This is a genomic window from Kineococcus gurbantunggutensis, assembly GCF_050871925.1.
Classification (GTDB): domain Bacteria; phylum Actinomycetota; class Actinomycetes; order Actinomycetales; family Kineococcaceae; genus Kineococcus.
Map to the genome: position 1 here is coordinate 1 of NZ_JBJLSG010000165.1, position 10,703 is coordinate 10,703.

A 10,703-nucleotide genomic window follows, 5' to 3' on the forward strand; every position below is an offset into this window, starting at 1 on the left:
CCGCCGCGCCGCCCGCGGCCCCCCCCCCCCCCCCCGCCCCCGGGCCCAGCGGGCCCTGCTGCCGGGGGCGGCGGCCGGCCGGGGCCTGCGGGGCGCGGGGCGCGCGCTGCGGCTGCGGCGGCGCGGTGGGCACCGGGGAGCTGGCCGGGTCCACCCACGCCGCGCGCGGGCCGACGAGGCCCTCGACGACGGCGTCGCCGGCGACCACGGAGGTCCAGCGCGGGGAGATGCCCGCCTGGCGCGCCAGCAGGCGCACGTCGGCGCGCTGGTCCGGGGTGGCGACGGTGACGACCGTGCCGCCGGCGCCGGCGCGCGCGGTGCGCCCGGAGCGGTGCAGGTACGCCTTGTGCTCGGTGGGCGGGTCCACGTGCACGACCAGGCCGACCTCGTCGACGTGGATGCCGCGCGCGGCGATGTCGGTGGCCACCAGCACGCGCACCGAGCCCTCGGAGAACGCGCCGAGGTTGCGCTCGCGGGCGTTCTGGCTGAGGTTGCCGTGCAGGTCCACGGCGGGGGTGCCGCCGGCGGTGAGCTGCTTGGCCAGCTTCTTGGCGCCGTGCTTGGTGCGGGTGAACAGCACGGTGCGGCCCTGCCCGGAGGCCAGGTCGCGCACCAGCGCGGCCTTGCCGTCGGCGGAGACCTCCAGCACGTGGTGCTCCATCGTCGACACCGGCGCCACGGCCGGGTCCACCGAGTGCGTCACCGGCTGCGACAGGTAGCGCTTGACGAGCACGTCGACGCCGTTGTCCAGGGTCGCGGAGAACAGCAGGCGCTGCCCGCCTGCGGGGGTGGCGTCCAGCAGGCGCTTGACGCCGGGCAGGAAGCCCAGGTCGGCCATGTGGTCGGCCTCGTCCAGGACGGTGACCTCCACCGCGTCCAGGCGGCAGTGGCCCTGGCGGATGAGGTCCTCCAGCCGGCCCGGGCAGGCCACGAGCACGTCCACGCCCTCGCGCAGCGCGGTGACCTGCGGGTTCTGCCCCACGCCGCCGAAGACGACGGCGGTGCGCAGCCCGAGGGCCTTCGCCAGCGGGGTCACGGTCGCCGAGACCTGGTTGGCCAGCTCACGGGTGGGCACCAGGACCAGCGCGCGCGGGCGGGTGGTGCGCCGCGCGGTGCCGGAGGCGGCCAGGCGCGCCACGAGCGGCAGCGCGAACGCGATGGTCTTGCCGCTGCCGGTGCGGCCGCGCCCGAGCACGTCGCGCCCGGCCAGGGAGTCCGGCAGCGTCGCGGACTGGATCGGGAACGGGGCGGTGACGCCGGTGGCGGCGAGGACGTCCACGAGCGCGGCGGGCACGCCCAGCTCGGCGAAGGAACGCCCGTCGGCGACCTGGCCGGCCGGCGGGGCGGTGACGGGGGCGGGCGCGGCGGCCGGGGCCGCCTGCTGCTGCGGGGCGCGCGCGGCGTCCGTGCGCGGCGCGGGCACGCCCCCGCCGCCGCGACCGCGGCGGCGCGGCGGGCGCTGGCCCGGCACGGAGGACGAGGACGCGGAGGGCGTGGTGGACGTGCGGGGGCCGCTGGGCGCGGAGGGGTTCAACGAGTGCCTCTCGGGACGACGGGGGTGGCCGTGGTGCCCGACCGCACCCGCCGCGGCGCCGGGGGCGCCGTGCGAGGGACCTGCGCGCCGCGAGGGGGCCCGGGGCCCCACCGCGCGCTGAACACTCGACCGCGGGCGCGCCGGACGGCGCTCCCGCTCTCCCCAGGGTAACCGCAGGTGACGACCCCGTGTTCCGGCGCGCCCCCGGGGCGACGCGCACCCCGCTCCCGCGGCACGTGAAGGCAGGCTAACCTCACCTCTCGTGGCACCCGCGACGAGCCCACCCACGGCCGCGGCCGTCCCCGCCGGCGGCAGCGCCCCCCGGCGCCGGCCCGGCCGCACCCGCCGGGCCGCCGCCCTGGTCCTGGCGCTGGCCCTGCTCGCGGCCGCCGTGCTCGCCAGCCTCGCCGTCGGCTCGCGCGACGTGCCGCTGGGCACGGTGCTCGACGCGCTGCGCGGGACGGGCCAGGGCCAGGACGCCCTCGTCGTGCGCGAGCTGCGCGTGCCGCGCACCCTGCTCGGGATCGCCGTCGGCGCCGCGCTGGGGCTGTCCGGGGCGCTCATGCAGGCCCTGACCCGCAACCCGCTGGCCGACCCGGGCCTGCTGGGGGTCAACTCCGGCGCGGCCGCGGCCGTGGTGACGGCCGTCGGCGTGCTCGGGCTGACCTCGCGCCCGCAGCTGGTGTGGGCGGCCGTGCTCGGCGCGGCCGTCGTCGCCGTCGTGGTCTACGTGCTCGGCTCCGCCGGTCGCGGCGGCGCCACGCCGGTGCGCCTGGCGCTGGCCGGCACCGCCGTCAGCGCGGCGCTGACCGCCTACACCAGCGGGCAGGTCCTGCTGGACCGGTCGACCTTCGACCGCTTCCGCTTCTGGCAGGTGGGCTCCCTGGCCGGGCACGACCTGGACGTCTTCCGCCAAGTGCTGCCGTTCTTCGCCGTCGGCACCGTCCTGGCGCTGGCCCAGGCCCGCTCCCTGAACGCGCTGGCCCTGGGCGTGGACTCCGGCCGGGCCCTGGGCGCCCACGTCGGGCGCACCCGGCTGCTCACCGCGCTGGCCGTGACGCTGCTGTGCGGGGCGGCCACCGCCGCCGCGGGGCCGATCTGGTTCGTGGGCCTGGCCGTGCCGCACGTCGTGCGGGCCCTCACCGGCCCCGACCAGCGCTGGGTCCTGCCCCTGTCCCTCGTCCTGTCGCCGGCGCTGCTGCTGCTGAGCGACGTCCTGGGCCGGGTCGTGGTGCGCCCCGGCGAACTGGAGGTCAGCATCGTGACCGCCCTGCTGGGAGCGCCCGTGCTCGTGGCCCTGGTCCGCCGCCGCCGGCTGGCGCAGCTGTGAGCGCGCAGGCCCCCGTGCGCGCCGGCGCCCCGCCGCTGCCCGCGCCCGCCACCCCGGTCGCCGCCCGCGCCCGGCGCGGGCGCACCCTGCGCGCCGGGCGCGCCGGAGCGCTGAGCGTGCGCGTGGACGGCCGCGCCGCCGGCGTGTGCCTGGTGCTGCTGGCGGTCCTGGCGGCCCTGTCCGCCGTCAGCCTCACCACCGGCGACTACCCGATCGGCGTGCCCGACGTGCTGCGCACCCTCGCCGGGCACGGCGAGCGCGCCCAGGAGTTCATCGTCCTGGGGCTGCGCCTGCCGCGACTGGTCACCGGCCTGCTCGTGGGCCTGGCCCTGGGCGTCGCCGGCGCCGTCTTCCAGCTCGTCACCCGCAACCCGCTGGGCAGCCCGGACGTCATCGGCTTCACCCACGGCGCGGTCACCGGCGCGCTGGTGGTGATGCTCGTGCTCGGCGGCACCGGCGTGGACGTGCCGGTGGGCGCGGTGGCCGGCGGCCTGGCCAGCGCCCTGCTCGTCTACCTGCTCTCCCGGCGCGGCGGCGTGCACGGCTACCGGCTCATCCTCGTCGGCATCGGCGTCACCGCCGTGCTCCAGGCGGTCAACAACTACCTGCTCACGCGCGCGCAGGTGGAGGAGGCGCAGGCGGCGCAGGTGTGGGTCACCGGCAGCCTCAACGGCCGCGGCTGGGAGCAGGCCGTGCCGCTGGGGGTCGGGCTGGCCGTGCTGGTGCCGGCCCTGCTGGTGGCGGGCCGGTCGCTGGCGCTGCTGGACCTGGGCGACGACGCCGCCCGCGCCCTGGGGGTGCGGGTGGAGCGGGTGCGCCTGGTCGTGCTGGCGGTGGCCGTGGTCGTCACCGCCCTGGCGGCGATGGCCGCCGGCCCGGTGTCCTTCGTGGCGCTGGCCGCCCCGCAGGTCGCCCGCCGCCTGACCGGCGCGGTCGGCCCGGGCCTGGTGGCCGCGGGCCTGACGGGCGCGCTGGTCGTCGTGGTCAGCGACTTCGCCGCGCAGCGCCTGTTCGCCCCCACCCAGCTGCCCGTGGGCGTCGTCACCGGCGCCGTGGGCGGGCTGTACCTGGCGTACCTGCTCGTGGGGCAGTGGCGCCGCGGCCGCGGCTGAACCGCCCGCACGAGCACCCCGGACCCGAGCACCCCCGACCCAGCACCCCCGACCCAGCACCCCCACGAGACGAGGACGAGGCGGCAGTGGCGGCCAAGCGCGCGCGCACCAGCACCGGGGCGGCCCCCGGCACCCCCGGCGGCAACCGGCTGCGCGGTGAGGACCTCACGCTCGCCTACGGCGAGCGCACCATCGCCCGCGGCCTGGGCATCGAGGTGCCCGACGGCTCCTTCACCGTCGTCATCGGCCCCAACGCCTGCGGCAAGTCCACGCTGCTGCGCGCGCTGGCGCGCATGCTCACCCCCGAGCGGGGCCACGTGTACCTGGACGGCTCGGTGATCCAGTCGCTGCCCAGCAAGGAGGTCGCGCGCCGGCTGGGCCTGCTGCCGCAGAGCGCCACCGCCCCCGACGGCATCACCGTCGCCGACCTGGTCGCCCGCGGCCGCTTCCCGCACCAGAAGCTGCTGCGGCAGTGGACGCGCGAGGACGAGCGCGCCGTGGACGCCGCGATGGCCGCCACGCAGGTGCTCGAGCTGGCCGAGCGCGGCGTCGACGAGCTCTCCGGCGGCCAGCGCCAGCGGGTGTGGATCGCCATGGCGCTGGCGCAGGAGACGCCGCTGCTGCTGCTGGACGAGCCCACCACCTACCTCGACATCGCCCACCAGATCGAGGTGCTGGACCTGTGCGCGCAGCTGCACGAGGAGCAGGGGCGCACCCTCGTGGCCGTGCTGCACGACCTCAACCACGCCTGCCGCTACGCCACCCACCTGGTGGCGCTGAAGGAGGGGCGCGTGGTGGCCGAGGGCGAGCCGTCCCGGATCGTCACCGCCGAGCTGGTCGAGGAGGTCTTCGGCCTGCCGTGCGTGGTGGTGCCCGACCCGGAGACCGGCACCCCGCTGGTCGTGCCGCGAGCGCGCCCGGGCCGCGGCCGCGGTGCCGTGGCCGTCTGAGCGCCGCGAGCGGTGCGCACCGGGCGGGCGGGCAGGCCGCCCCGGCCGGGCGGGGGGCGCGCGCGGGCCGGGCAGTAGCGTGGGCGGCGTGCCCGCAGCCGTGACACCCGCGCCGCCCGCCGGCCCCCGCGCCGGCAAGCGACTGGGCCTGGTGGTGCACCCCACCCGCGACGTGACCGAGCAGGTGTCCCTGGTCGTGGACTGGGCCCGCGGGCACGGCGACGAGGTCGTGGGCCTGCGCGCGGACGCCCAGCGCCTGGGCGCGCGCCGCGACGACGTGGTGCTGGTGGACCAGGAGGAGTTCGCGCGCACCGCCGACGCCGTCGTCAGCCTCGGCGGGGACGGCACCATGCTCGGCGCGCTGCGCCTGGTGGTGGGCCGGCGCATCCCCGTGCTGGGCGTGAACCTGGGCCACCTGGGCTTCCTGGTGGAGCTGGAGCCGCGCGAGCTGCCGGGGGCGCTGGAGCGGATCACCGCCGGGGACTTCACCGTCGAGCCGCACCTGTGCCTGCGGCTGAGCGCGCCCGGGCGCGAGGCGGTGGCCTTCAACGACGTGGCGCTGGCCCGCACGCCCGGCCGCGGCGCCGTGGTGGCCGCCCTGTCGGTGGCCGGCCAGCGCATCGGCTACCTGCGCGGCGACGCCGTGGTGCTGGCCACGCCCACCGGCTCGACCGCCTACAGCTACGCCGCCGGCGGGCCGGTGGTCTCCCCCGGCGCCGACGCCCTGGTCGTCACCCCCGTCGCGCCGATGTCCGGCATCGGGCGGCCCATCGTGCTGGGCGTGGACGAGCCGGTGCGCCTGGAGCTGCTGGAGTCCTCCGGCCCGCCGGTGCTGGAGGTCGACGGCATCGCCTCCGGCGAGCTGGCCGTCGGCTCGGTCGTGGAGGTGCGCGCCGAGCGCGACGCCGGGCACGTCATCCGCCTGGACTCCGGCGACCACGGCCGGCGCTCGCGCGTGAAGCTGAGCCTGCTGGACCTGCCGCTGCTGCCCGACGAGATGATCGAGCTGGTGCCGCAGGACAAGCGCCGGCACGAGGCGCCGCGCGCCGAACCGGCCCGCGACGCGCAGGAGCGGCCCCGCTGAGGCGGGACCGCTCCCGGTGGTGACGAGCCCGGTGGTGACGGGCTCGGTGACGGGCGCGACGGCGGGCGCGGTGGCGCCCGGTCAGGGCGCGGTGGTCGGCTGACCGCTGGGCGCCGGGGCCGCGGCCTCCTCGTCCCCGCCGCCGGCCGTCGGCGAGGGGGCGCTGCGCCCCTGGCGCTCGCCGCCCTCGCCCGAGCCGGAGGAGCCGGCGTCCGAGCCCCCGCCCGAGCCGCCCGTGGCGGTGGCCGTGGCGGTGCTGCCCGAGGAGCGGGTCGCCGTGGCGGTGGCGCTGCTGCGCTCGGTGGGCGCGGTCGTGGAGGTGGCGCTCGAGGTCGCGGTGGACGTCGGCTCGTCCGCGGAGGACTCCGTCGCGGTCGCGCTCGCGTCGCCGGAGGGCTCGGTCGCGGTCGCCCCGTCGGTGGCCGTGGCGCTGTCCGTCGGCTCCGCGGTGGTGGCGGCCGGGGGGATCGTGGTGCCCAGGATGCTGCGCTGGTCGGTGCTCTGCGCGCTCCCCTGCCGCTCGGCGGCCACGCTGCGCCCGGAGAGCTGCTCGTACCCGAAGATCGCGCCCACGGAGATGACGAACGCCAGCACGCCCAGCAGCACGACGTGCCCGGGGCGGATGCGCCGGCGCCGCGGCGGCACGGCCTCGTCCTCGCCGGCGGGCACCGGCGGCAGCTGCGCGGTCTCGTCCCCGCCGGCGGGCACCGGCGGGTCGGTGCGCTCGGGGTGCTCGTCCTGCGGGGCGGGCACCGGCGAGGGGTCGTGGCGGCGCTCGCGGGCGCGGCGCGCGGCGTCCGCGAGCCGCTGGCTGCTCACCGTGAGGTAGTGGTTGTAGATCGCCGCGGCGGTGGAGGCCGCGACGCTGCCGACCGCGGCGCCCAGGAGGGTGCCGAAGGGGCCCAGGCTCTTCAGGCCGGCGAGGACGAAGGCCGAGGTGACGGCCGCGAGGGCGCCACCGGCGATCTGGAGCCAGTTGATCGTGAGACGGGTGCGCTCGGGGGTCTGTTCGCTCATGCCGCCACCCATGGTCGCACCCGGCGCGGCACCCGCCCGCCGGTGCGGGCAGCGGCGGGCGGGAGAGGCTGTGAAGCTCTCGTGAGGGCCGCCGAGGGCCGCCGAGGGCGGCGGGCGCGGCCAGCGGTGGCCGGGCGCGGCCGCCTCCGCCACAGTGGCGCCATGACGATCCTCGTGCAGGACCTGAACCAGTGGAAGGGCGCGGCCGTCACCGACGTGACCGACCAGAAGATCGGGACGCTGGCGTCCGTGTACGTCGACGCGGCCACCGACGAGTGGCTGTTCGGCGCCGTGGAGACCGGTCTGGTGGGGTTCAAGAAGGTGGTCATGGTGCCGCTGGACCAGGCCGCCGTGGGCCGGCACGACATCCGGGTCGCCTTCCCCAAGGAGACGGTGAAGGCCGCGCCGGAGTTCGGCACCGACGAGGAGCTCGGCCCGGACGACGAGCCGCGCATCTACGCCCACTACGGCATGGCGTACACCCCGGCCGACACGCCCAGCGGGCGCCGGCTGGCGCGCCGCTGAGCGTGCCCGGCGCGCGCCCCTGGCGCGCCCGCGTCAGGCGCGGGCGCGCTGGGTGGCGTCGCTGACCTCCCCGACGAGCTCCTCGATGACGTCCTCGAGGAAGACCACGCCGGTGACCTGCCCGCGGGCGTCGACGACGCGGGCCAGGTGGGCGCCGCTGCGGCGCATGGCCGCCAGGGCGTCCTCGACCTCCTCGCCCGCGCCCAGCGTGCCCAGCTGGCGGATCCGCTTCTCGGGCACCGGTTCGGTGTAGCGCTCGTCGTCGGCGTAGAGCAGGTCCTTCAGGTGCAGGTAGCCGTGCAGGTCACCTGCGGCGTCCAGCACGGGGAAGCGGCTGAACCCGGTGCGCGCCACCAGCGCCTCCACGTCGGCGGGCGTGGCGCCCACCGTCACGGTGCGCAGGTCCGCCAGCGGGACCGCGATCTCCCCGACGCTGCGGTCGGAGAACTCCAGCGCCCCCGAGACCAGCCCGTGGGAGTCGTCCAGGGTCCCCTCCCGCCGGCTCTCGGCGACGATCGACTGCACCTCCTCGACGGTGAAGGCGCTGGCGACCTCGTCCTTCGGCTCCACGCCCACCGCGCGCAGGATCGCGTTGGTCAGCCCGTTCAGCAGGCGGATGAGCGGGCCGATGACGCGCCCGATCGCCAGCAGCGGCGGGGCCAGCAGCAGCACGGCGCGGTCCGGGCCGGCGATGCTGAGGTTCTTCGGGATCATCTCGCCGACCACGACGTGCAGGTACACCACGACGGTCAGCGCCAGGACGACCGCGACGGGGTGCACGAGCGCGTGCGGCACGTGCACCGCCTCGAAGACGGGCTCGAGCAGGTGCGCCAGCGCGGGCTCGGCGACGGCGCCCAGGCCCAGGGAGCACAGGGTCACGCCGAGCTGGCAGGCGGCCAGCATGAGGGAGACGTGCTCCATGGCGGACAGCGCGGAGCGGGCGCGGGCGCTGGTGGCGGCCAGCGGCTCGATCTGGCTGCGCCGGGCGGACAGGACGGCGAACTCGGCGCCGACGAAGAAGGCGTTGCCCAGCAGCAGCAGCACGCCCACCAGCAGGGAGGCCCCGGTGCTCACGAGCGCCCCCCACCGGCGGCGTGCGAGCCGGCGTGCTCGCGGGGGCGCTCGGGGCGGGCCCCCTCGGGCCGCTCCGCCGCGCCGGGCGCGTCCGCCGCGCCGCTGGCGCCGGCGGCGCCGGCGGCAGCGGTGGTGCCGCTCGCGCCGGCGGCACCCGCGGCGGTGGGGCGCGGGCGCAGCCGCAGCCGGTCCACCCGGCGGCCCTCCATGCGGGTCACGCGCAGCACGGCGCCGTCCACGGCGACCTCGTCGCCGACGGCGGGGATGCGGGCCAGGCGGGCCATGACGAACCCTCCGAGGGTCTCGTACTCGGGGGCCTCGGGGACCTCAACGCCGATGCGGTCCTGCACCTCGTCGGGGCGCGCGAGGCCGGGGACGGTCCAGGAGCCGTCGCGGTGCTGGCGCAGGGCGCCGCGGTCGCGGTCGTGCTCGTCGGAGACGTCGCCGACGATCTCCTCGACGAGGTCCTCGAGGGTGACGACACCGGCGGTGCCGCCGTACTCGTCGACGACGAGGGCGAACTGCAGGCCCTTCTGCCGCAGCTGCAGCAGCAGCGGCTCCAGGCGCAGGGAGTCCGGCACGCGCCGCACGTCCTGCATCAGGGCCGCGGCGGGCACCTCGTGGCGGCGCTCGACGGGCACGGCGACGGCGGCCTTGACGTGCACGACGCCGCGCACGTCGTCGTCGTCGTCACCGGTGACGGGGAAGCGGGAGTGCCCGGTGGTGCGGGCCAGCACGATCACGTCGGCGGCGGTGTCGTCCAGGCGCACCGCCTCCATCCGCACGCGCGGGGTCATCACGTCGGCGGCGGTCTGGTCGCCGAAGACGAGGGTGCGGCTGAGCAGGTTCGCGGTGCCGGGGTCCAGGGTGCCCATGTCGGCGGAGCGGCGCACCAGCGAGGCCAGCTCGCGGGCGGAGCGGGCGCCGGACAGCTCCTCCTGCGGCTCCACGCCGACGGCGCGCAGGAAGCGGTTGGCGCTGCCGTTGAGGACGCGGATGAGCGGGCCGGCGGCCCAGGAGAAGCCGCGCTGCAGGGGCGCGACCACCCCGGCGGTGCGCAGCGGCAGGCTCAGCGCGAGGTTCTTGGGCACCAGCTCGCCCACGACCATGGAGAAGACCGTGGCGATGGCGACGCTGGCCACGGAGGAGACGGTGGAGGCGGCGCCCTCGGAGAGCCCGGCGCCGGTGAGCGGCACGTCGAGCAGGCTGGCCAGCGAGGGCTCCATGAGGTAGCCCAGCAGCAGCGTGGTCAGGGTGATGCCGACCTGGGCGCCGGAGAGCTGGGTGGACAGGGTGCGCAGCGCCGGCAGGACGCCGGCGGCGCGGCGGTCACCGGCCTCGGCGGCCTTCTCGACCGTGAAGCGGTCCAGGGTGACGAAGGCGAACTCGGCGGCGACGAACACGGCGGTGCCGAGGGTGAGGAGGACCCCGACGAGCAGGAGGAGCCACTCGACGATCACGTGGGCTCCCCGGGCGACGTCGGGCCAGGATGGTGGGGAGGGCCGCTGCGCGGCCCGGCAGGTGAGTCCATGACGCTCGGATTCTAGGTGCGCCCGGGCCGCTCCCGCCCGCTCTGCGCCCGCCGGGCGCGGGCGGCCGGGGCGCCGCGGGGGTGAGCGGGCGCGGCGGAAGGGTGAGGGGGCGTCAACGTCGGGCGGCGGGGCGACGATGCACCGGCATGACCCCGTCCCCCGAGCGCGCACCCCGGGCGCGCGACGGCGCCCCCTGGCCGGGCGAGCTCGTCGAGGAGATCGCCGGGGAGCGCGTGCACCTGCCCGCGCGGGCGCCCCGGCCGCCGGCGCTGCCCGCCGGCCCGGGCGCCGGGCCCACCGCCCGCAGCGCTCCCGCCGCGGGCGGCGCGGGCGCTGCGCCGCCGTCGTTCGCCCGCTTCCTGGCCGTGGTGGCCGCCGCCGGCCTCGTCCTGGCGGTGCTGCTCGCCTGGGCGCTGCGCGCGGCGGGCGCCGGCTGAGCGGCGGCCGGGGTCCCCGCCGCCGCCCCCCCCCCGGCGCACACCCGGCCCCCAAGTATGCCATGCGCACGGTGGGGTGGAACCCCACCCAGCGGTAGACCAACTACG

The 10,703-nt window shown here is 78.0% G+C and carries 10 protein-coding genes; 6 read left to right on the forward strand and 4 right to left on the reverse strand.

Annotated features, from left to right (window positions below; genetic code table 11):
• Nucleotides 1–1,423: DEAD/DEAH box helicase (locus tag ACRYR7_RS21430; protein WP_432574141.1), on the reverse strand; the 1,423-nt coding region annotated here is incomplete at its 3' end.
• Between the two features lie 373 nt (nt 1,424–1,796).
• Between ACRYR7_RS21430 and ACRYR7_RS21435 the strand changes: the two genes are divergently transcribed.
• From ACRYR7_RS21435 to ACRYR7_RS21450, 4 genes are all read left to right on the forward strand, one after another.
• A complete protein-coding gene (locus ACRYR7_RS21435; protein ID WP_432574142.1) occupies nt 1,797–2,864 on the forward strand; it encodes a FecCD family ABC transporter permease in 1,068 nt (355 codons plus the stop codon).
• Entirely contained in the window at nt 2,861–3,976 is a 1,116-nt protein-coding gene (locus tag ACRYR7_RS21440; RefSeq protein WP_432574143.1) for a FecCD family ABC transporter permease, read from the forward strand. Before ACRYR7_RS21435 ends, ACRYR7_RS21440 begins: the two co-directional genes overlap by 4 nt.
• 86 nt (nt 3,977–4,062) lie before the next feature.
• Complete coding sequence (locus ACRYR7_RS21445; protein ID WP_432574144.1) at nt 4,063–4,926, forward strand: ABC transporter ATP-binding protein; 864 nt, start codon at nt 4,063–4,065, stop codon at nt 4,924–4,926.
• An 88-nt stretch (nt 4,927–5,014) separates the two neighbouring features.
• Complete coding sequence (locus ACRYR7_RS21450) at nt 5,015–6,010, forward strand: NAD(+)/NADH kinase (protein ID WP_432574145.1); 996 nt, start codon at nt 5,015–5,017, stop codon at nt 6,008–6,010.
• Between the two features lie 81 nt (nt 6,011–6,091).
• On the opposite strand, the gene ACRYR7_RS21455 is transcribed toward ACRYR7_RS21450, so the two are convergent.
• Nucleotides 6,092–7,027 carry a hypothetical protein gene (locus tag ACRYR7_RS21455; protein WP_432574146.1) on the reverse strand — a complete coding sequence of 312 codons (936 nt, stop codon included), beginning with the start codon at nt 7,025–7,027 and terminating at the stop codon, nt 6,092–6,094.
• A gap of 162 nt (nt 7,028–7,189) precedes the next feature.
• On the opposite strand from ACRYR7_RS21455, the gene ACRYR7_RS21460 reads away from it, so the two are divergent.
• Nucleotides 7,190–7,552, forward strand: a complete 363-nt coding sequence (locus ACRYR7_RS21460; protein WP_432574147.1) for a PRC-barrel domain-containing protein — start codon at nt 7,190–7,192, stop codon at nt 7,550–7,552.
• Nucleotides 7,553–7,585: 33 nt separating this feature from the next.
• Here ACRYR7_RS21460 and ACRYR7_RS21465 read toward each other — a convergent pair whose 3' ends face one another.
• On the reverse strand, nt 7,586–8,626 hold the full coding sequence (locus tag ACRYR7_RS21465; RefSeq protein ID WP_432574148.1) for a CNNM domain-containing protein: 1,041 nt from the start codon (nt 8,624–8,626) through the stop codon (nt 7,586–7,588).
• The gene (locus ACRYR7_RS21470; protein ID WP_432574150.1) at nt 8,623–10,083 is read right to left on the reverse strand and encodes a hemolysin family protein; all 1,461 of its coding nucleotides are present in this window, start codon (nt 10,081–10,083) and stop codon (nt 8,623–8,625) included. The genes ACRYR7_RS21465 and ACRYR7_RS21470 overlap by 4 nt, the downstream gene beginning before the upstream one ends.
• Nucleotides 10,084–10,304: 221 nt before the next feature.
• Here ACRYR7_RS21470 and ACRYR7_RS21475 point away from each other — a divergent pair, with 221 nt between their 5' ends.
• Nucleotides 10,305–10,595: a hypothetical protein gene (locus ACRYR7_RS21475; RefSeq protein ID WP_432574149.1), complete on the forward strand. Its 291-nt coding sequence runs from the start codon at nt 10,305–10,307 to the stop codon at nt 10,593–10,595.
• Nucleotides 10,596–10,703: the final 108 nt, after the last annotated feature.